The sequence below is a fragment of the Oceanobacillus arenosus genome, assembly GCF_003369575.1.
GTDB lineage: Bacteria > Bacillota > Bacilli > Bacillales > Amphibacillaceae > Oceanobacillus > Oceanobacillus arenosus.
In genome coordinates this window covers 155,426-176,437 of sequence record NZ_PIOC01000010.1, presented here as the reverse complement: position 1 = coordinate 176,437, position 21,012 = coordinate 155,426, and the positions used below count along the sequence as shown (strand labels likewise).

Annotated in this window: 21 protein-coding genes; 3 read left to right on the top strand and 18 right to left on the bottom strand. The window is 39.3% G+C overall.

Features of this window, described 5'->3' with window-relative positions; genetic code table 11:
- Positions 1–153 precede the first annotated feature (153 nt).
- Positions 154–462: a hypothetical protein gene (locus CWR48_RS05575; RefSeq protein WP_115772176.1), complete on the top strand. Its 309-nt coding sequence runs from the start codon at positions 154–156 to the stop codon at positions 460–462.
- 15 nt (positions 463–477) lie between these two features.
- Here CWR48_RS05575 and cyoE read toward each other — a convergent pair whose 3' ends face one another.
- The 14 genes from cyoE to CWR48_RS05505 all read right to left on the bottom strand — a co-directional run bounded on the left by cyoE (position 478) and on the right by CWR48_RS05505 (position 14,043).
- Positions 478–1,410 (bottom strand): heme o synthase, encoded by a 933-nt coding sequence (gene cyoE / locus CWR48_RS05570; RefSeq protein WP_147294867.1) that lies wholly within the window; start codon positions 1,408–1,410, stop codon positions 478–480.
- A gap of 215 nt (positions 1,411–1,625) precedes the next feature.
- Positions 1,626–2,306: a molybdate ABC transporter permease subunit gene (gene modB, locus CWR48_RS05565; RefSeq protein WP_115772174.1), complete on the bottom strand. Its 681-nt coding sequence runs from the start codon at positions 2,304–2,306 to the stop codon at positions 1,626–1,628.
- A complete protein-coding gene (gene modA, locus CWR48_RS05560) occupies positions 2,287–3,075 on the bottom strand; it encodes a molybdate ABC transporter substrate-binding protein (protein WP_425453879.1) in 789 nt (262 codons plus the stop codon). Before modA ends, modB begins: the two co-directional genes overlap by 20 nt.
- 50 nt (positions 3,076–3,125) lie before the next feature.
- Positions 3,126–3,653, bottom strand: coding sequence for a MogA/MoaB family molybdenum cofactor biosynthesis protein (locus CWR48_RS05555; protein WP_115772172.1), 528 nt, complete (start codon positions 3,651–3,653; stop codon positions 3,126–3,128).
- A 12-nt stretch (positions 3,654–3,665) separates the two neighbouring features.
- Positions 3,666–4,253, bottom strand: a complete 588-nt coding sequence (gene mobA / locus CWR48_RS05550) for a molybdenum cofactor guanylyltransferase (RefSeq protein WP_115772170.1) — start codon at positions 4,251–4,253, stop codon at positions 3,666–3,668.
- Between the two features lie 78 nt (positions 4,254–4,331).
- On the bottom strand, positions 4,332–4,832 hold the full coding sequence (mobB, locus tag CWR48_RS05545; protein ID WP_115772168.1) for a molybdopterin-guanine dinucleotide biosynthesis protein B: 501 nt from the start codon (positions 4,830–4,832) through the stop codon (positions 4,332–4,334).
- Positions 4,832–5,065 (bottom strand): molybdopterin converting factor subunit 1, encoded by a 234-nt coding sequence (gene moaD, locus CWR48_RS05540; RefSeq protein WP_115772149.1) that lies wholly within the window; start codon positions 5,063–5,065, stop codon positions 4,832–4,834. Before moaD ends, mobB begins: the two co-directional genes overlap by 1 nt.
- Positions 5,062–5,535, bottom strand: a complete 474-nt coding sequence (locus CWR48_RS05535) for a molybdenum cofactor biosynthesis protein MoaE (RefSeq protein WP_115772147.1) — start codon at positions 5,533–5,535, stop codon at positions 5,062–5,064. The genes moaD and CWR48_RS05535 overlap by 4 nt, the downstream gene beginning before the upstream one ends.
- Positions 5,528–6,841: a molybdopterin molybdotransferase MoeA gene (locus tag CWR48_RS05530; RefSeq protein WP_115772145.1), complete on the bottom strand. Its 1,314-nt coding sequence runs from the start codon at positions 6,839–6,841 to the stop codon at positions 5,528–5,530. The genes CWR48_RS05535 and CWR48_RS05530 overlap by 8 nt, the downstream gene beginning before the upstream one ends.
- Positions 6,842–6,853: 12 nt before the next feature.
- Positions 6,854–7,864 carry a MoeB/ThiF family adenylyltransferase gene (locus tag CWR48_RS05525; protein WP_115772143.1) on the bottom strand — a complete coding sequence of 337 codons (1,011 nt, stop codon included), beginning with the start codon at positions 7,862–7,864 and terminating at the stop codon, positions 6,854–6,856.
- Between the two features lie 123 nt (positions 7,865–7,987).
- The gene (moaA, locus tag CWR48_RS05520) at positions 7,988–8,992 is read right to left on the bottom strand and encodes a GTP 3',8-cyclase MoaA (protein ID WP_425453883.1); all 1,005 of its coding nucleotides are present in this window, start codon (positions 8,990–8,992) and stop codon (positions 7,988–7,990) included.
- A gap of 62 nt (positions 8,993–9,054) precedes the next feature.
- Entirely contained in the window at positions 9,055–9,855 is an 801-nt protein-coding gene (fdhD, locus tag CWR48_RS05515; RefSeq protein WP_115772141.1) for a formate dehydrogenase accessory sulfurtransferase FdhD, read from the bottom strand.
- 10 nt (positions 9,856–9,865) lie between these two features.
- Positions 9,866–12,217 (bottom strand): FdhF/YdeP family oxidoreductase, encoded by a 2,352-nt coding sequence (locus tag CWR48_RS05510; RefSeq protein WP_115772139.1) that lies wholly within the window; start codon positions 12,215–12,217, stop codon positions 9,866–9,868.
- 542 nt (positions 12,218–12,759) lie between these two features.
- Positions 12,760–14,043 (bottom strand): L-lactate MFS transporter, encoded by a 1,284-nt coding sequence (locus CWR48_RS05505; protein WP_115772137.1) that lies wholly within the window; start codon positions 14,041–14,043, stop codon positions 12,760–12,762.
- A 338-nt stretch (positions 14,044–14,381) separates the two neighbouring features.
- Here CWR48_RS05505 and fdhA point away from each other — a divergent pair, with 338 nt between their 5' ends.
- The gene (gene fdhA, locus CWR48_RS05500) at positions 14,382–15,632 is read left to right on the top strand and encodes a formaldehyde dehydrogenase, glutathione-independent (protein WP_115772135.1); all 1,251 of its coding nucleotides are present in this window, start codon (positions 14,382–14,384) and stop codon (positions 15,630–15,632) included.
- A 69-nt stretch (positions 15,633–15,701) separates the two neighbouring features.
- On the opposite strand, the gene CWR48_RS05495 is transcribed toward fdhA, so the two are convergent.
- The 3 genes from CWR48_RS05495 to CWR48_RS05485 all read right to left on the bottom strand — a co-directional run bounded on the left by CWR48_RS05495 (position 15,702) and on the right by CWR48_RS05485 (position 19,206).
- Positions 15,702–16,694: an LLM class flavin-dependent oxidoreductase gene (locus CWR48_RS05495; protein ID WP_115772133.1), complete on the bottom strand. Its 993-nt coding sequence runs from the start codon at positions 16,692–16,694 to the stop codon at positions 15,702–15,704.
- A gap of 465 nt (positions 16,695–17,159) precedes the next feature.
- Positions 17,160–18,515, bottom strand: coding sequence for an alkaline phosphatase (locus tag CWR48_RS05490; RefSeq protein ID WP_115772131.1), 1,356 nt, complete (start codon positions 18,513–18,515; stop codon positions 17,160–17,162).
- A 214-nt stretch (positions 18,516–18,729) separates the two neighbouring features.
- Positions 18,730–19,206: a GNAT family N-acetyltransferase gene (locus CWR48_RS05485; protein WP_115772129.1), complete on the bottom strand. Its 477-nt coding sequence runs from the start codon at positions 19,204–19,206 to the stop codon at positions 18,730–18,732.
- A gap of 291 nt (positions 19,207–19,497) precedes the next feature.
- On the opposite strand from CWR48_RS05485, the gene CWR48_RS05480 reads away from it, so the two are divergent.
- On the top strand, positions 19,498–20,586 hold the full coding sequence (locus CWR48_RS05480) for a glycerol dehydrogenase (RefSeq protein WP_115772127.1): 1,089 nt from the start codon (positions 19,498–19,500) through the stop codon (positions 20,584–20,586).
- A 184-nt stretch (positions 20,587–20,770) separates the two neighbouring features.
- On the opposite strand, the gene CWR48_RS05475 is transcribed toward CWR48_RS05480, so the two are convergent.
- Positions 20,771–21,004: a DUF362 domain-containing protein gene (locus CWR48_RS05475; protein WP_115772125.1), complete on the bottom strand. Its 234-nt coding sequence runs from the start codon at positions 21,002–21,004 to the stop codon at positions 20,771–20,773.
- Positions 21,005–21,012 lie beyond the last annotated feature (8 nt).

The following is a 21,012-nucleotide window of genomic DNA, read 5'->3' as shown; positions in this document are numbered from 1 at the left end:
GAAAGTCGTTCAGCCCATTATTTATATCTATTCTAAAAAGAGCAATTAACAACAAGAGGATTAATATAACGGCGGAAGCTTTAATTATGAATAATCTTCCTGAATAAATAGAACACTATTCATAATAAGTTTTTTATGATAGGAGGATTTCTCTTGAATCAAGAGGAAAGTGCACAAAGCTTCGAGCAGCAACAATTGGAACAAACTATACAGGAGGCCCAATTAAATCAGCCATTAATAGAACAGCAATTTCAAGATCAAAAGAAACAAGCTTTACAAGCCTTGCAACATACTCACCTCCGCCCCCTATCTACATGCCTATTTTCTTTCCTTTCTACTTATACTCGCTTAAAATACTTATTATGTACGAATACTTATTTATTAATCCTATTCAAAAAGGAGAATTCATCTAAGACGAATTCTCCTTTCCGTTCACTCATATTCAATTGTCCTTATTCCTAACATGTCTACGAAACACTAATTATTAAAGAATGGTAGTGTTACTACTATCATTAATACAAATAAAATCGTCATGTAGTTAACAGAATAAAGGAAATTCCAATTCGCCCACTTATAATTATCTTTCGCATTAAATCCTTTAATTGCTAAAATCAACCAACAAATATTTAATACTGAAGCAATCGTTACAAATACAGATCCTAATGCGGACATCATAAATGGTAGTGGTATTAGGAGTGCAATATAGATAACCATATGGATTTTCGTTACTTTAAATCCACGTACAGCAGGCAGCATTGCAACCTTTGCAGCTGTATATTCATCATTTTTCTTTATTGCAATTGAGTAGGTATGTGGCATTTGCCAAATAAATAATAGTAAGAATAACGCAAATGGAATAATATGAAAACTGGAATCAATTGCTGCCCAGCCAATTAATGGCGTCACTGCACCAGATACACTGCCAATAATTGTATTCCACGTATATTTACGTTTTGACCACATCGTATAGGGAAATACATATGTTATCCAGCCAATCAGTCCGTAAATAACTGCTGCAAGCGAAGTAAATAATAAAAGAATAAATCCAATTAAGGAGATAACGATCCCAGCGATTAAAACTGCTCTTAATGAGAAATTACCTGTAACTGTCGGCCGTTGCTGTGTTCTTTTCATTACCTTATCAATATCGACATCATACCAGTTATTAAGAATCAACGCACCGGCGATGATGAGACCACTTCCGCCCATGGTCAGTAAAAAAGTACCCCAATGCTCTGTAAGTGAGGTATTGGTAAAATGAATTGCTAGCCAAAATCCAGCGATTACTGGCAGCACGTTCGCTATTAAAACGATGAACTTAACAAGCGATTTTATATCTTGAAGTATTGTTGTGCTTTGTCCTGTTACGGACTTATTTAATGCTACCGAAGAATTTATATGTTCATTCAAGCTTACTCATCCTTTACATTTTTAGAAAATACAGTTTGTTACTGCTGTTTTTATGACTTATTCCCCAAAGGGCAAAGTGACCTCAATCTATCATTCACATGTATATATTATATCATGTGAATTGGTAACTTTGCATCGCCACTTTCTTACGATTTCATGAACAATTGGTATATTGCACATAAAATTAACGAGGAGAACCATATTGGCTATCCTCGTTAATTTTGTTTCCTCTGAATTACCAGCAACATCAAGAATGAAATGAGCATTATCGCGATGACCCATAGCCAAGCCATTTTCATATTTCCAGAATCAATTGCAATATAGATTGCGGTAGGGATTGTTTGCGTTTTTCCAGGAATATTCCCTGCGAACATTAAGGTTGCACCAAATTCCCCCAATGCACGTGCAACGCTTAATACACTGCCAGCAATTAATGCCCGATATGCCAGTGGAATGGAAATAAATAAAAATACTTTCCATTCACCTGCACCATCCATCCTCGCTGCTGCTTCAATATCAGGATTTACTTCTTGGAATCCTGATTTAGCTGACTGGTACATTAGCGGGAAGCTAACGATAATCGCAGCAATCACAGCGGCCCACCAAGTGAAAATAATTGGTTGCTTGAAAAACCATTCAATTGCTTGTCCTACAATACTATGCTTGCCAAAAATAACAATTAGAAAAAAGCCCACGACCGTTGGCGGGAGCACCATTGGCAGCATAAGCAATGTTTCCAGCATTGCCTTTCCTCTAAACTGCTTTCTTGCTAATAATCGACCTGCCAATGTCCCAATCAAGATAACTAACAAACCTGCAATACCTGTCACCTTGAGAGAGATGATAATCGGGCTTAAAAATTCCTGTAAAAAATCCTCATTCTGCAGTAAATCCATAGTCCCTAAATACCTTTAATGCATCCTCACTTTGAAGAAACTGATAAAAATCCTGTGCCTCTTCGTAGTGTTTCGAATCCTTAATTACGCCTAATGGGTAAATAATTGGCGTATGTGTCTTTGGATCTGCTGTTTCAACAATCGCCACCTCATCTGAAATGAGTGCATCTGTTTTATAGACAACTCCTGCGCTAACATTTCCAGTTTCTACATAGGATAGAACTTGGCGTACATCCTTTGCATACACAACCTTTGATTCAATATCATTCCAGATTCCCATTGCCTCAAAGGATTCAATTGCATATGCCCCAGCTGGTACCGTTTCTGGAGTGCCGATCGATATCTTATCCACGTTCTCATTTATTAGTTCTTGGAAACCTTCCATTTCCTCAGCTCCATCCGTTGGAGCTATTAATACAAGTTCATTTCCAAGTAAATCGATACCATCCTCTTCCTCAATATTTCGCTCTTCTACTAATAAATCGAATTTATCCTCGGCCGCTGAGAAAAACAAATCGGCTGGTGCCCCCTGTGATATTTGCTGCTGCAATGATCCAGAACCGCCATAATTTATTTGCAATGTGATATTTTGATTTTCTTCTTCATACTTATCTGCAATTACATCCATTGCATCCTTTAAACTCGCCGCAGCTGAAACTGTTAACTCCACCGTTTCTGCACTTTCAACTGGCTCCTCATTCTCAGCGCAAGCTGTCAAAACTAAAAAAATAAAAAGTATCATAACCCTCTTCATGGTGCCTGTCTTCATGGTGCCTGTCACTCCCCGAATTTTGTCGAATACACTAAAATAATATAGTTTTAAAACTCCTTATCTGAGAATAAATCTTTGTTTATTTCCTTTACTGCATGTCCAAGTTCAGGGAGTATCAGCTTGTCCATCGCCAATTTTACTGCACCCGTTGAACCTGGCATAGAGAAAACTACGCGGTTGTTTGCAACACCTGCAATTGCCCTTGAAAGCAAACTTCTGCTGCCAATATCGAATTGATAGCTTAAGCAGCGGAATAATTCGCCAAACCCTGGTAATGTTTTATCAAATAAAGGCTGAAGCGACTCAATGGTTACATCACGTTGCGATATCCCCGTTCCACCACTAATAAGGACTGCCTCAATATCAGCACGCTGTACTACATCTTCTACTGTTTGCCTGATTTTCCCGCTATCATCCTCGACAATTATGTATTCATTCACTTGATGCCCATCACTTTTCAGCAAATCTATTATTAATCTGCCACTCTTATCTGTATTATCAGTTCTTGTATCGCTCACTGTTATTACCGCACATAATACTTTCTTCTCGATATTACTATGCTGATCATTTTCCATCTAAAATCCCCCTCACTCGTTTTGCTTACCGATATAATGTTCATAATCCAGCTGGGAGTTGATGTTGACGAAGGGCTCTGCTTCGTCTATTGCCACATACTTTACCCTACAGTTATCCAAAACCGATTTCACAGAACGGGATCCACTATCTAATTGTTCTTGGATAATCTGTTTCACATTAAACTGATAGATAGAAATAAGCGGCTGTAATTTTCCAGCAACGACGGGTACAATTGCATCCACCTCTGGAGAAATCTGTTCTATTAGTCTTTCAATCACCGATGATTCAATAAATGGAACATCGATCGGTAAGACGATATACCACTCGCCAACATATCGATCCATCGCAGAATAAATTCCAGCAAGTGGCCCTTGTCCGGTATATTCATTGACATCCTGAATAATATCGCTAGTTATATTTTCACTAGTAAAGTTTGTTTCAAGCTCCGGGTTCGTCACAATAACAAGCCTCGAAATATAAGGTTTCAACGCATTTATGGAATATGTGTAAAAGGCTTTATTATCTTTAGATGCAAATGCCTTTGGTGAACCAAATCGTCGCGATTTTCCACCAGCCAGAACAATGCCTATTAATTTCATTCCAATTACCCCTCTGATGTTCTTATATTAGAAAATGCATCGACTTAAATTTAGTAATTTTTAAAAAATAATAGTCTACTAGAGAGTGTCTAACCTCTCTATCATCCAGTCACAAAACCCCTGCAAATCCTTACTTTCAAATACTGGGCAATCTATTGAGACATTGGCTAGAGGACCAGAAGTGATAACCGCAAGAACATTCGTTGATTCATTTAAGAGAAGAACATCTTCCTCCTTGTCCAGCATTACAACTTTTTTAAAAGGTGCCTGCTTAAATCCCTCTATCACCAAGACCTCAATATCCAGTAATTGATAGATTGCTATCAGCTTATCCAATTGCCAATCATTTTGACTCGTTATCTGCAGCATTCCTTCACCTTCTACTCCTGCTACGAGTGCTCCAGCACGCTGATGTCTAGCGCTGTCTGTGTTTTCAATACAAATTGGGACACCGCCATGTCCATGGTGTTTTAAAGAAGCAACACGAATCCCAATTTCAGATAATGCACTGATTAATGCTGCTGCGGCTGTTGTTTTTCCACTATTTTTATAGCCGATGATTTGAATTACTTTCATCATTAACCTCCGCTTACAGGTGGAATAAATGCGACTGTATCGCCAGGATTGATTATGCTGTTATCCAAGGCGTACTCCTCATTGATTGCGATCATTACATGTTCAAGTCCAGCAATACGATATTTTTGTTGCAATTCAGCTTTTAATTGTTCGACGGTAGTTTGGCCGATTTCTAATTGAATTTCTCCTTTACCAACCGCCTCTTGCAAATGGGCAAATAAAAGAATCTTAATCAACTTTCAACCTCCTCAACACTTGGGAATCCAGAACTATAAGGCACATTTTCTAATTGGTCGCCAATCCATGTTTCTCCATCATCCCAGTGCTCCTTTTTCCAGATTGGAACGATTTGCTTAATCCTTTCAATTGCATATTCATTCGCTTCATATGCCGCTTTCCGGTGCGGAGAAGAAACGGCAATACCAACAGCAATTTCAGAGATCTCAAGCCTGCCAATGCGATGTGTAATCGCAATCCTCGTTTCCGGCCATTTCGTTTCAACTTCCTCGCCAATCGCTGCCAGCATTTTTATTGCCATGGGAATATATGCCTGATATTCGAGGAAAATCGTTCTCCTTCCCTTTGTCCATTCACGGACAGTACCAATAAATGTCGTTATCGCGCCTGCTTTTCTTCGCTCAACCTTCTTTATTAATTGTTCTATTCGAACCGGCACATCGACAATTTCAAAAAGTGCGTCAGACATGTCTATGACTCCTTCTCGAATTAATATCATTCCAGGTAAAATGATTAAATGTCGCACCTTCTTGGTCTTCCAGTAAAATGATGGCAACTTCCATTCCTTGCTCATATCCTCTCGTCCCACCAGGTAAGACAATCAGAACATTTGCATCTGCTAAGCTGGTTACAACATTTGACTTATCCAAGCCGACTGGAGTTGCAATCATTTTTCCTTCTTTATAAGTGAGATGTCCACGGACAAACCGATCAAATGGATTTGCTTTTGGAAAGTCCGCGCCAAGGAAAGCAATTTCTTTTTTCAAAAAGGGAGCATCAGAATGTAAATATGTACGGATAATCGGTCTTGTAAACAACTCAAATCCTACATAGCATGCAGATGGATTTCCTGAAAGTCCAAATAATAATTTGCCATCCTTTTCTGCAACGGTTGTCACGCTGCCCGGGCGCATGCCAATTTTATTAAACAGTACGTTAGCATTCAATCTTTCATAGATTGCTGGCAAATAATCAAAATCACCAACAGAAACACCGCCAGTTGTAATTAGCAGATCTACTTCCTCAAATGCAGCCTGTACTTGTTCAAAGCAGGTATCTAAATCATCATTAAACTGTCCAAAGTAAATTGGCTCCCCACCCGCTCTTAAGATTTGCGAATAAGTCATATATGCATTACTATTTCTAATTTTCCCCGGCTGTAATGGCTCATCAAGCGCTAATAATTCACTTCCGGTTGCAATAATCCCAATCTTGGGCTTCACACTAACTGGAACATTTTTATAGCCGAATGTGGCAAGCAGTGCCACTACACCAGGATTAATATGCGTTCCCTTTGCCGCAAGCACTGTGCCCGCTTCCGTATCCTCACCGGTAAAGGAAATATTGTCTCCATTTTCAATGCTGCGCTTCAACTCGAAATAAGATTTTCCTCCATCCTCCAGCTCTTTTACAACTTCCAGCATCACCACTGCATCACAGTCATCTGGGATCTGTGCACCTGTCATAATCCGTACTGCCTGCATCTTGCCAACCGTATTTGTAAACACACTTCCTGCCCCAATCTCCCCAATAACCTCAAAGACTAGCGGGTTCCCCCTTGAAGCATCAATTGTATCCCCAGATTGGATAGCAAATCCGTCATATGGCGAACGATCAAATGGTGGAATAGGATGGTCAGCAATTAAATCCTCGCCAAGAAAATTACCATAGCTTTGTTCAATCGGCACATAGCTGATACTTCCCTCCCGCTTATATGTCATGACCCGCTCGATTGCTTCATTTACTTTTATTGGATTTCTTCTCTCAACTGCCATTCTTAGTCACCTTCATCCCGTTAATTGATAATAGATGCGCTTTGCTTTCTCAATTGAATCAGTTCCATGGACTAGCGTTCTGCCGTCCTGGAAGAATACTAATCGGTAGGTCTTATAATCAATCGATAATAAATAATCATTTCCTTTTACTTGTCCGATATTTTCCAGATGGCTGGCAAGTTCTGCAAGCTCCACCTGTCGATTTGCCCTGATTTGCACCGTATTCCTGCCACAAAGTATTTCTGTTTTCGTAACAGATTCATAGGTTAAATAAGGATATGTAGGATTAATTCCGCATGCAGGGCATTCACTTTTCCTCGCTTTTTCGATATCAATCATCTGATATTGATTCGTCCAAAGATCAAACATGAGCAGCTTTGATCGTAATGCCTGTACATCTTCAACTAACAGTTTTAAAGCTTCTGTCGTTTGATGCGCTACTACCATTTGGACTGCTGGTGAAATAATTCCAACTGAATCACATGTCGCCCCACTAACAGGGGCTGTATTAAGGAGACACTTTAAGCATGGTGTCTGCCTGGGCAGAATGGTATAGCTCATGCCTGTACTACTAACACATGACCCATATATCCAAGGAATCTGCCTTTTTTGTAATAGATCATTCATCATAAACCTTGTGTCAAAATTATCTGTTGCATCGATGACAAGATCGACATTATCTAATAAAGGTGCAAGTGTGACAGCATCCGCCTCCAATATATGTGCAGCAATGATGACATCAGAATTGATTTCCTGCAGCTTACTTTTCGCTGCAATAACCTTAGGAACTTGATTCATTACATCCTTTTCTGTAAATAGATGCTGTCGATGAAGATTGCTTAACTCTACATAATCGCGGTCAATAATCGTTAATTTACCGATACCTGCACGGACTAAATTTTCCGCATTGGCCGTTCCTAGTGCACCACAGCCAAGGATGAGCACATGTTTTCCCCTAATTTTTTTCTGCCCTTTTTCACCAATTGGTTTAAACAGTATTTGACGGGAATACCTATCTGTCATAAGCCATTATTCCTTTCTTAGAAAACTTAGGTTTAACTCAAGCCTTTCTGTGACAGCCCTAGGCCACTTATGTAGTAATAAATATTTTATACTTTCTTAACTACCATTTATAAAATCGACTAATTATCCACCAATATATGACATTTCTATCTTTTTCTTGTTTTTTGCTGATTCTTCCGTTCTTTCGTCTGAGTAGCGATCCTCGCGGCTGTTCCAGATATTCATAATGGCTGTTTTTATTTCTTCATCGCTTTTTCCTGTTCTTAATAGCTCCCTAAAGTCAAAACCGCCTTCAGAAAACAGACAGGTGTAAACTTTCCCGTCTGCTGCAACCCTCGCTCTTGTGCATGTGGAACAAAACGATTCAGAAACCGACGTAATAAAGCCTACTTCCGTACTTGTCCCCGCATAACGATACCGCTTCGCAACCTCGCCAATATAGTTTGGTTCTACAGGTTCTAAAGAAAAATGTTTACAAAGTTCTTCCAGAATTTCTTTTTTCGTAATTACTTTACTGAAATCCCAGCCATTTGTTTGCCCAACATCCATGAATTCAATGTAGCGCAATGTTATTCCCTGCTCCTTAAAATAACTTGCCATAGGTACAATTTGGCTGTCATTCATCCCCTTTTTAACAACCATATTCACTTTCACTTCAAGTCCAGCCTCTTGTGCTTTGGTTATTCCTCTTAAAATACGCGCCGGACCAACCCCACTATCATTTATTTCCTTAAATGCTCTATCATCCAGTGCATCTAGACTAACATTGACCCGGTGTAATCCCGCATCCTTTAACTTATTTGCCAGTGCGCCGAGAAGAAAGCCATTTGTTGTTAATGCAATATCCTCTAAATCATGAAGTCTAGCTAACTGCTCAATTAATACTGGCAAATCCCTTCGTAGCAGTGGTTCACCACCAGTCAATCGTATTTTTCTAATTCCTAATTCGACAAAGTTTTTAGCTAACCGCTCGATCTCTTCAAAACTTAATAATTGTTCCTTTGGCATAAAGGCGAAATCCTTGCCAAAGATTTCTTTCGGCATACAATATGTACACCGAAAGTTGCAGCGGTCAATAATAGAAATACGAAGATCTTGCAGTGGACGTCCAAATTTATCTGTTATAATAGCCAAATAGATTTCCCCTCCCTTACCATCATCAAGTCTTCGACTATTGATAAGGTAAATTTTCACACCTTAGTTGCTTCCACAATCCGATGAGGGTGTGTGTAAATATTTAATCGATTACCTCGTGCAAATCCGATTGCTGTAATTCCCAAATCATCTGCAAGTTGTAATGCTAGATCTGTCGGTGCTGATTTGGAAATTAGAATACCAACACCCATCTTGGATATTTTCAGTAATACTTCAGAGGAAATTCTTCCGCTAAAAACGACGACTTTATCACCTAATCCAATTCTATTTTGAATTACATGGCCATATAATTTATCCAATGCATTATGCCTGCCAATATCGGAACGGATTGTAATAAGTTCATTCGGCGTTGCCAGTGCAGCATTATGCACCCCGCCTGTTTTAATAAATTGCTCGGATTGCGCTTGCATTGCTTTCATTAAGGAGAAACACTGATTCACTGAGAGGCTAAGCTTACTCGTAATCGTCTTTGCTGTACGAACATCACTTTTAAAATAAAACTGTCGGCTTTTCCCACAACAAGAACCGATAAATCGCTTCGAGTGATCAAGTTGAATGACGTCTAACGTTTTATTTAATTGAACATAGGAAAATCCTCGCTCCTCATCGATTGCAATCGATTTTATCTCATCATGGAAACGAATAATCCCTTCTGCCGCAAGAAATCCTATGATAAGATCCTGAAGATCCGTTGGTGAACATACGATTGTCGCAAACTCTTCTCCATTTAACATAATGGTAAATGGCCTTTCAATTGCAACTTCTTCATTTAAGATAGACTTTGAATCTCCACTAAATCGGATAATTTCCCAGCTATTCTCCTTCGTTTCATTCATTTTATTCCCCCTAGCTTATTTCCATCTCAAGCTCCTCTACTCTCTTTTCCGCATATTTCGTATCTTTATGTGCAAAATAAGTTTCCGCCTTCTCCACGATAATTGCCGCATTGTATTCTGGTATGCCTGCATATTTTTCGTAGACACCTTTAGGTATAAGTGCATTCCCTTCTGGCCAGTGTACTTCGGCATTTCCCTGTCTTATTTCTACAAATTTTGCACGTCCATGAAATGTGCCATATTGATTAAAGGCGACAACCGCATCGCCTTCCTTTATGCCTATCGCTGTTGCGTCTGCTTCATTTAATAGTAGGTCATAACGGTCTGCATTATTGAATGGATCTGTATCGTTATAAATCATCGAATTAAATTGTTTCCCCCGTCGTGAGGTCACATAAAAATGTCCTTCTGGCTTGCGAAGTTCTGGCAGCTCAACCGTAATGAGATTCCCCTTTCCATCTGGTGTTGGGCATATTCCGTCCTCACATAGCCATGCACCACCCCATTGAAAGAGATCTCCCTTATCTTTCAAATGCTGGATTCCATTATAATTTGGTGCTGCCTTTGCAATTTCCTCCCGAATCTCAAATGGATTTTTAAAATCAATCAAATGCTTATCTTCTGGTTTTACCCTTTTAGCAAGGTCTACGTAAATTTCCCATTCTGCCTTTGCTTCTTCAATCCTTGGTCCTTTTATTTCCGGGGAATAGTATACCATCCGTTCTGTAGAAGTAGATGTTCCCCCACCTGGTTGCTCGTATCGTGTCATCGCTGGTAAAACAATGACAGCTTCCTTCGCATCTACTAGTGTTGACGTATTAAAAATAATATCCTGGTGCACACGTATATCTACATTTTCTAAACATTGCTTTACAAAATCAGGATTCGGCATCGTTTCTAGAAAATTACCGCCGGACATATAATAAAGCTTTAGTTTTCGTTCATGCTTTTCTGGAAGCAGCGCATTCTCTAAAGAGACCCCAACAATGTCACCTTGCCATATTGGAATATCGAACCCCCACATCGACTCCATCCGGCTCCGGTTGGCTTCATCAAATCCACCACCTGGGAGCACAAATGGATCTGCCCCCATCTCTCCTGAGCCTTGAACACCGGAGTGACCCCGTATTGGCATTAATCCGCAATGCTCTCTTCCTAAGAATCCTCTTAGTAGGGCTAGGTTCGCTACTTGCGATATATTATCCGTACCAAATCGGTGCTGGGTTAATCCCATTGACCAGACAAATACCGCAGATTTTGATTTAGCTAGAAGCTCAGCTAATTCCACCATTCGTTCTTTCGTTATTCCAGACGACTTTTCCAACTGTTCCCATTCATAAGCAATCGCCTTTTCTCTCAACTCCTCAAGTCCATTCACATGCCTTGAGACAAATTCATGATCGATTGCAGAACCATAAGAATTCTCCTCCATAGCAAACCAGTGCTTCATGATTCCATGCATAAAAGCAATATCGCCGCCAATATTGACTTGATACACATCATCTGCAATTTTCGTGCCGAATAAGGCAGATTCTGCAATTGATGGAACCCAGTAATTATCCATTGCCGGCTCATGATATGGGTTGATGATGATTATTTTAGTGCCTTTGCGCTTTGCCGCATACATGTATTTTGTTGATACTGGTTGATTATTTGCAGCAACAGAACCCCAAAAGAGAAGGACATCTGTACCAATCCAGTCTTTATAATTACAGGTTGATGCACCAACACCAACCGAACGATTTAATGCCGTCTTCGATGGGGAATGACAAATACGCGATGCATTATCAACATTGTTCGTACCTAGGAAACGAGATACCTTCCCTAATGTATAATATGCTTCATTCGTGATTCCTCTTGATGTAGTATAGAATGCATAATTCTTCGGATGAAGCGTTCTCATTTTCTCCGCAATTTCCTCTAATGCCCCATCCCAGCTGATGCGACTAAACTTCTTCTCTCCAGGTCTACGGATAAGTGGGTACGGAATCCTGCCGAGCTTTCGCAATTCTGTACTACTCATTTTGCGTAAATCAGCAATGTCAGCATGTAATATTTTTTCATCAATCGCGGACATCGTATTCAATCTTAGGACATTCAAGCGGGTTGTACATACATGCGGGCCTGTTAATGTTTGATCATGAAGTCCTGATACTCCAAGCGCACACCCATCACATACCCCTTGAGTGAGGATCCTCGTTGCATATGGCAGATTATCTTTATTTTCCCAAACAACTTTCATTGTATCGCGAATATGGTGTGGCTTCACTTTTCCGAGACCGAATGGAACTTTACTTACCCAAAGTGATGGGTCCGGTTTCGTTGGCAATTTAATTGGACCAGTGTGCTTTGTTTTCCCCACGCAAATCCCTCCATTTTTAAAATAGCCATGATCTTATTAGGTAAAAACATTATTTTATCTTACTAACTAGTTGTAAGACTCTTATCAGAATTAAGTTCTATAAAATCTTTTTGCTTTCTTATGTGATTATTCATATTTCATAATCTAAATAAAGTGTGATATAACTTTGGATGATATTTTGCTTCCTGGTCCACCGCTCCAGAAATACCCTTCGCTTTCCTTGGGGAGCTGGTGAGCCTACTTGTGCTGTCGCACTTCGTAGTCTCACCTATGCTCTTCTTCCCGCAGGAGTCTTCGAGTATTTCTTCCGCTGGGGATAGTGCAGAATCTAGCGAAAAAGAATGACAAGACCAATAACTATCGACGCCGATTGTAGCAAAATACTGGAGACTCATGTACGAATAGTAACTGCTGGCAAGTTCTGAAATAATAATTATCACTAGTTCGCAGTTTATATCAATAGCAACAAATGACATGATATGAGCCTATCTGTAAGAATTAAAGCGTCAATAAAAAATGGTTCTTTCATTGATTGAAGCTTGCTATTGAACCTCTTCAGCTACTTGTGATATCGTCTTGCTTGTTGTCTTCTGTGTATTGCGTATTCTACTGATATCGGCCCTAATCCAAAGTGATACGATAAACGCAACAATAAATAATACGCCGAAGATGACCATCGTTAGATTATAACTGTTCGTTGAGTCGTAAATTAACGATAATAAAATCGGACCTGCTACTCCTGCAAGTGCCCATGCAGTTAGAATATAGCCATGAATTGCCCCTAGTTGTTTCGTCCCAAATAAATCGCCAATATAAGCAGGAATTGATGCAAATCCACCACCATAACAAGTTAAAATTGCAAATATTAATATTTGAAAAATGATCCCATTTGTTGCGAACGGTAACATAAAAAATGCAATTATTTGGATAATAAAAAATGCAGTATACACATTTGGTCGTCCGATATAATCGGATAAAGATGCCCAGCCGAGCCTTCCACCGCCATTAAAGAGGCCCATAATGCCAACCATTGCCGCTGCGGCAATCGGTGTCATCCCTGCAATATCTTGAGCCATCGGTGATGCCACGGAAATAATTGCAATTCCACAAGTTACATTCAGAAACAGCATCATCCACAACATCCAAAATCGGCGCGTTTTAATTGCTTCATTAGCAGTCAGCTGTGATAAATCCTGTTTAATTTTAGTGGAACCACTTTGCTGATTTTCTATAAATCCCTTCGGCGCCCATCCTTCAGGTGGTGGGGATAAGTATTGCGCAGAAATTGCCATGACGACGAAATAGGCAATTCCAAGTATGAAAAATGTACCTGTAATACCGATTGCTTCAATTAAAGCAGCAGCAGCTGGTCCACTAATTAGCGCTGCGAAACCAAAGCCCATAATTGCTAAACCTGTTGCAAGCCCTCGCCTATCTGGGAACCATTTAACTAGTGTCGAAACTGGCGAAATATACCCAATTCCTAAACCAATTCCTCCAATTACTCCATAGAATAAGTATAATAACAATAACGATTCCATTGCTGTTGCTAAACCTGAACCCGCAACACCAATACTAAAGAAAATTGCCGACAGCAGTGCTGATTTCCTTGGTCCATGTTTCTCTACGAATCTTCCCATAAAGGCCGCTGAAAAACCTAACATAAAAATCGCAATGCTAAAAGCAAAAGATATTTCTGTTACTTCCCAGCCATATTGGTTAACCATTGGGTTTGTAAAAACACTCCAAGCATATGCAGAGCCAATCGAAATATGGACACCAACAGCAGATGCAGCTATTAACCAGCGATTCTTCACCTTTTCCAATTAACCATCCTCCTAAAATATTCTCCTAATTAAATCATGGAAACATAGTTGAAAAAGTAGGATTTGATTTTGGTTACTAGATATATATAGATTTTAATTAAGGACACGTTTAAAATGCTAATTTCTCCAGGCCTTTTATGTAAGTATGAATTATTCCAAACACTAATTTAATATATTCAAAATTTATGATAACATACTTATTAAAATTTTTGAATAATTATTATTAATCTTATTATTGAAATATTATATTTAAACTGGTATAGTTGAACTTAGAATGATAGCGCTTACTGCAAAGACATCTTTAATGAAACTAAACAATTATTTAAGGAGGTTTTTTTGTGAGTAACAAAGCAATAGTGTATGTTAAACCAGGTGAAGTTGAGGTACGTGATATCGGTTATCCTGATCTAGTACTTCGCGATGGTCCAGGAGTCAATCCACTAAACGTGGGAAGAAAATGTAATCATGGAGTTATTTTAAAGGTAATTTCAACTAACATTTGCGGAAGTGACCAGCACATGGTTAGGGGACGTACAACAGCACCAAGCGGGCTAGTACTTGGTCATGAAATAACTGGACAAGTTATTGAAGTCGGTAGTGATGTTGAATTCATCGAAAAGGGAGATATCGTATCCGTTCCGTTCAACATCGCATGTGGTCGTTGTGAAAGTTGTAAAAAACAGGATACACATATATGTACAAATGTTAATCCTGATCGCCCTGGTTCTGCATATGGATATGTAGATATGGGCGGTTGGGTCGGCGGTCAATCCGAATATGTCATGGTGCCATATGCAGACTTCCAATTGTTGAAATTTCCTGACAAAGATCAAGCATTAGAAAAAATCCTTGATTTAACGATGTTATCTGATATCTTCCCTACTGGATACCACGGTGCAGTAAGTGCAGGCGTTAAGACTGGTTCGACGGTATATGTTGCTGGGGCTGGTCCAGTTGGCCTAGCTGCTGCACACTCCGCACAATTACTGGGTGCGTCGGTTGTAATTGTTGGTGACTTAAATGAAGATCGTCTAGCACAGGCAAGAAGCTTTGGCTGTGAAACAGTGAATTTACGTGAACATGATGATCTTGGCGAACAAATTGAACAAATATTAGGTACACCAGAAGTAGATTGTGCAGTCGATGCTGTTGGTTTTGAAGCAAGTGGGCATGGGAGAGATGCTGGAGAAGCCCCTGCTACTGTATTAAATTCCATTATGGGTGTAACTAGAGCAGGTGGACGATTAGGTATTCCAGGTTTGTACGTAACTGGAGATCCTGGTGCAGCGGACAAGGATGCAAAAGAAGGAACACTTAAAATCCGCTTCGGTCTAGGATTTGCAAAAGCACATACATTTGTAACTGGACAAACACCAGTAATGAGATATAATCGCGATCTGATGAAAGCTATCTTAAGTGGCAGGGCACAAATTGCGAAAGCCGTTAACGCGACTGTTATCTCAATTAATGAAGCTCCTGATGGCTATAAACAATTCGATGGCGGAGTATCAAGAAAATTCGTCATCGATCCACATAATATGATTAAGCAAAGGAATTTTCTTACAGCAAATCAGCAAGTGTCAAACTAGTTGAATGAAAAAACACCAAGTATCGAATTTACTTTCCTTACTTGGTGTTTTTCAGCTAATAAAACGCGTTTAAAAAAGCTCCCTCGCTAATAATCGATAAACATCTAATCGTTTCTCTTGTGAATGCGGAATGCTACAAATCATTGCTTCATCAAAACCGTAATGCGCTTGTTCCTGCTGCAGCTGGATTGCGATTTCTTTTGCCGCTCCAACTAAATGCAGTTTACGATTTTCTTTAATTGTCATCCGGTCCATTTCTGTAAGTGGATAATTTTGCGCTTCTTCTGGAGTTAACGCCTGCCCTACTTTTCCTTTCATCAACCATAAACGAGAAAGATCCTGTGGACGAGCCTCGAACTCCGCTTCCTCTTTTGTTTCTGCTGTTGTCACCATATAAGCAACATTGATAATCGGCTTTTCCATGAATGCAGAGGGAATAAAGCTATGTTTATACATTTCCAGAATTGACTTGGTCATCTCCCCATTAAAAAATTGAGCAAATGAATAGCCCACACCCATTCTTGCAGCCTGTAATGCACTATTCCCGCTGGATCCTAGTAACCACGATTCAGGCAACATAATATTCGATGGTGTCGCTATATTTTTATTGTATAAATTATCTTCCGGTACCTCATCATTTATTAATTTCATTGCTGTATCAAATTTTTCGTACATATTATCATACATCGGCTGGCGACCTTCAGATAGAGCATAAATGGAATAATTATCGCCACCAGGCGCACGACCTACTCCGAAATCAATCCGACCAGGTGAAAAGGCGCTAAGCGTTTTAAATACTTCTGCCAGTTTAAGCGGTGAATAGTGCATCATCATCACTCCACCGGTACCGATTCGAATGTTCTTCGTTTTCGCTGCTAAATGTGCTGCTGTCACTTCCGGTGCTGAACTTGCATATGCATCTGTTCCGTGATGCTCTGCCATCCACATCCGTTCATATCCTAAATCATCTGCTAAAATTGCCAATTCCTCTGCTTTCTGTAAAGCCCCGGCAGCAGTATTTCCCTTGGTTATTGGTGCTTGATCCAACACGCTAAGTTTCATATTTTATGATCTCCTTTCAGTTATCCTCAATTATATCAAGTCGCCAGTGGAACTTCATCTGATTGAGATTGGATTCGCTGACTTCGCGAGTTCTCCGATGTTGGTGGTGTCGAGGTGGTCGTTTTTCCTTTGGTGCTCCTATTTGTCGGAGAGTGCTCCGGAGTTGGATTTAGCTCCCGACTTAGTGTGCGAAGAGCTTCAGTTTTGTATTTAGCTCTCCAGGTTTAGCATTTTCCGCTCCATATCAGGCAGTGGGAGGAGCTCGTGGTTTGGAGTTAACGCTCCGACTTAGTAGGCGAGCGCTCCAATATAGCATTTATCGCTCGATTTAATGTGTAATCAGACGGTAAACTCTCTTGCCACGGGAATTGTAAAGGGGAAGTTTTTATACAGTCTAAAAATAAAAGAAACTCACCCCCAAATAGAAGGTAAGTTTCCTTTGCATATTATCTCGTGTGACTATATTTATTTTCCTAATTTCAATGCTTCTGCAATGATTTTTGGTAAATCTGTATTATCATTGAATCCAACAAATTTATCTGATTGTGGTCCATAAGCATATACTGGGATGTCTGCTCCAGTATGGTTAGAGCTCGTCCAACCGATGTATGCTCTATCACTAATTACTTTGTTAATTGCAAGTGAAGCATTTTCCGCTTCTTGAATCGATTGCACTTCTTCTTCAGACAATTCAAATCCTGTGTAGGTACTAAGGACCTCACTTACATTTGAACGATCTGTGTTAAGCTGTGCAGCCATATAATCACCAGTTGCCTTAACATCATGAAGGATTGAAGCGTTTAAGTCCATGGAGTCATTTGCACCTGTAGTCATGCCGCCTGTATCATGGTCACCAGCAACAACAACTAATGTTTTCTTGTCCTTTTTAGCAAAATCAATTGCCTCTTCAACTGCTTGTTCAAATGCTGCAACATCTGACATCGCCCATGCAGCATCATTGGCATGTCCAGCCCAGTCGACTTGGCTGCCTTCTACTACTAAGAAAAATCCGTCTTTATCTTCTTTTAATACGTCGATAGCAGTTTTTGTCATTTCAGCCAGACTCGGCTCTTCTGTTTCGCCGCGATGCAGTTCAGGAGCTAGGGCATCGTCTGCAAATAAGCCAAGCAGTTTATCCCCTTTATCGATCTTTAATTTATCTATGTTTAATAATTGCTCACGTGTTTCTACAAAAGTAGACCCCTCTGCTTCTGCTTTTTCAATTAAGTTTAATTCCTCTTGGTTTCCACCTTCAGATGCCGGTAAGAAGTTACTCTTTCCTCCTCCCAGGATAACATTCAAACCACCTTCAATGTATTGTCTTGCAATTTCAGTTTCATTATTACGATTTTCAACATGTGCTGCAAATGAAGCCGGAGTTGCATGGGTGATTGTAGAAGTAGCAACGATACCAGATGATTTACCTTTTTCTTCAGATGCTTCAAGAATTGACTGCAGCTTGTTTCCTTCTGGATCAATACCGATTATACCATTGTTCGTTTTTGATCCGGTTGCCATTGCTGTACCCGCGGCAGCAGAATCAGTAATGTCAGAGTTAGCGGAATATGTCGTAAAAAGTCCTTTTAAATGAGAATCCCAAACTGCATCTTCACCTTTGTAAATTCGATAATTTGAAGCATAGTCTGCACTAAAGCCATCTGGAATCATGTAGATTACGTTTTCTACCTTATTCCCCTTTGCATTTGTGTTCCCACTATTTTTCCCTGTAAAATCTGGCTTCGCAGCATCAGCAGTTCCTAAATTTAATCCTGAAAGAACTAGCCCAGCACTTAAAGCAACAACGCCAATTTTCTTAAACATGTAAACTCTCCTCTCAAATTTAACTTACTATACTAAGTATAGGAGAGAGATATTTAGTAACTATTAAAATCTAGTAAATATTCTATTAATTTTCTTCATCCAAAATAACTACTACTTTTGGCATAAAAAGGTGCAACGAATGAACAAATACTAACATCATAATGTAAATAACTGTATTTCGTACTGTCGATTAAAATATTCCCAATTACAACTTCTACAATTCCTTTATAAACCAAGTATCACAGGAATCATGTGTTGTTTCACTTAATGATTGATTTAATCGCTTGAATCCGCATTTCTCATATAAGTGATTCGCACTTTCCAGTATCGCAAATGTTTCTAAATAACAATATATATAATGCTCCTTTGCAAAATCAAGTGCTACCTGCATTAGTTCCTTAGACAGCCCTTTCCCCTGTGCCTTCGGAGATAAATAGAGTTTTTGTAGCTCGCCAATTCTTCCCTCTTTATCAAAAGGACCAATCCCGCAGCCACCGACAACTTCTCCTTCCTCATTTTCAATCACCCAATATCTCGCCTTTGTTTCTGTTTGGTAAAATCCATATAGGTTGTTTAAATATGGGTCATAATAAGCTGTTCCAGGAATATCTAACTTAAATGATTCTAATGACTTCTTGATAATTCCTTCAATTATAAGATTATCCTTTTCTTCTATTTCACGAATATTAATAGCAATTCCCCCCGTTTCCTTTATTTATATCTTCTTAGAAAACTTATGTAGAAAGAAATACGGATTTTCTTTACTACCAAATTACGCTAGCCCTTATCTATTTGATGACCTGCTTAGACTTCATTTTGACTAATCTAATAATAGTTTACTAAACTATTTATTTTTCAGCATCTTTTGAACGAGGGCAATGTGAAGATTCGCAAAATAACATCAATTAAATGTGAAATATTTCACATATGTAAATTACTATGGTATAATGAAAACGTAAACTACATTCAAAGGAGCGATTGCATGTCAAACATTATCTTTACGTCACCTAGTAAGTATATTCAAGGTAAGGACGCATTACAAAGTATTGGGCAACATGTAAAATCAATTGGGAAAAAACCCTTAATTCTTTCAGATGAAGTTGTTTGGGGGATTACTGGTGCAATAATTGAAGAAAGCTTAAAATCAGAAAATGTAGATTTTCATTATGTAGAATTTAACGGCGAAGCTTCATTAAATGAAGTCGAGCGTGTTGTCAACGAAGGAAAAGAATATGCAGTTGATACTGTAATTGGTGTTGGTGGCGGAAAAACACTCGATACCGCGAAAGCGATTGCAGATGATTTAGCAGTGAGTGTTATTATTGTTCCAACGACTGCTTCTACCGATGCGCCGACAAGTGCATTATCTGTTATTTACAGTGATGACGGTGTTTTTGAATCCTATAAATTTTATGATAAAAATCCAGAGCTCGTACTCGTTGATACAAAAGTAGTTGCAGGAGCGCCTCCACGATTATTTGCCTCAGGGATTGCAGATGCGATGGCTACTTGGATCGAAGCAAGATCAACGATAAAAAGCAATGGGGATACAATGGCAGGCGGTAAGACAAGTATTGCTGCCAGCGCAATTGCTGAGGCTTGCGAAAAAACGCTATTTGCCTATGGAGAAGCAGCGCTAAAGGCAGTGGAAAAAGGACTAGTAACGCAACATGTTGAGGCAGTTGTTGAAGCAAACACATTATTATCCGGCCTTGGATTTGAAAGTGGTGGACTAGCTGGTGCCCATGCAATTCATAATGGCTTCACAGTGCTGGAAGGTGATATTCACCATCTTACTCACGGAGAGAAAGTTGCATATGGAACCTTAACACAGCTAGTACTTGAATTACATCCGCAATATGAAATATTGAAATATATCGAATTCTATCGTTCGCTTGGTTTACCAACAACATTGAAAGAAATGCATCTGGATGAAGTTTCTTATGAGGATCTGCTTAGAGTCGGAGAAGCTGCAACAAAAGAAGGTGAAACAATGGGCAATCTTTCTTCAACAATCACAGCAGACGATGTCGCTTCAGCGATCTTAGCAGTGGATCAATTGAGTAAGTAATACTCAGGTTAAAAAGTTAATCGTATTTTTAAATATCAGATGGGGAGTTTCAGTATAAAGCTCTCCATTTTTTTATTTGGTAAGATGAAGAAAATAGAAAAGGGTCACCAATAAGCAAACACTTAATGGAAACCTATTTCTTTAGCAGCTATTATAAGTAACTCATCTTAGCACACCGCATCATCTATCCAAAAAAGCTCTCTGCTTTCTCCAAATATACTTCTTGTTCTTCGGATAAATCATGCTCATCAATGATTGCTTCGACTGGACATGCAGCAACGCAAGCACCACAATCAATACATGCATTTGGATCAATAAAATATTGATCAGGTCCTTCAGTAATACAATCTACTGGACAAATACTGACACATTCTCCTGCTTTTTCATTTGTACATGGATGTGTAATGACAAATGCCAAGATTACCC

Bases quoted from the DNA above. Each gene is read 5' to 3' on its own strand.
- modB (WP_115772174.1), bottom strand. From the start codon at position 2,306: ATGGATTTACTGCAGAATGAGGATTTTTTACAGGAATTTTTAAGCCCG.
- modA (WP_425453879.1), bottom strand. From the start codon at position 3,075: ATGAAGACAGGCACCATGAAGAGGGTTATGATACTTTTTATTTTTTTA.
- CWR48_RS05555 (WP_115772172.1), bottom strand. From the start codon at position 3,653: ATGGAAAATGATCAGCATAGTAATATCGAGAAGAAAGTATTATGTGCG.
- mobA (WP_115772170.1), bottom strand. From the start codon at position 4,253: ATGAAATTAATAGGCATTGTTCTGGCTGGTGGAAAATCGCGACGATTT.
- mobB (WP_115772168.1), bottom strand. From the start codon at position 4,832: ATGATGAAAGTAATTCAAATCATCGGCTATAAAAATAGTGGAAAAACA.
- CWR48_RS05535 (WP_115772147.1), bottom strand. From the start codon at position 5,535: ATGTCTGACGCACTTTTTGAAATTGTCGATGTGCCGGTTCGAATAGAA.
- CWR48_RS05530 (WP_115772145.1), bottom strand. From the start codon at position 6,841: ATGGCAGTTGAGAGAAGAAATCCAATAAAAGTAAATGAAGCAATCGAG.
- CWR48_RS05525 (WP_115772143.1), bottom strand. From the start codon at position 7,864: ATGACAGATAGGTATTCCCGTCAAATACTGTTTAAACCAATTGGTGAA.
- fdhD (WP_115772141.1), bottom strand. From the start codon at position 9,855: ATGAATGAAACGAAGGAGAATAGCTGGGAAATTATCCGATTTAGTGGA.
- CWR48_RS05495 (WP_115772133.1), bottom strand. From the start codon at position 16,694: ATGAAACTTAGCGTGTTGGATCAAGCACCAATAACCAAGGGAAATACT.
- CWR48_RS05490 (WP_115772131.1), bottom strand. From the start codon at position 18,515: ATGTTTAAGAAAATTGGCGTTGTTGCTTTAAGTGCTGGGCTAGTTCTT.
- CWR48_RS05480 (WP_115772127.1), top strand. From the start codon at position 19,498: ATGTCAAACATTATCTTTACGTCACCTAGTAAGTATATTCAAGGTAAG.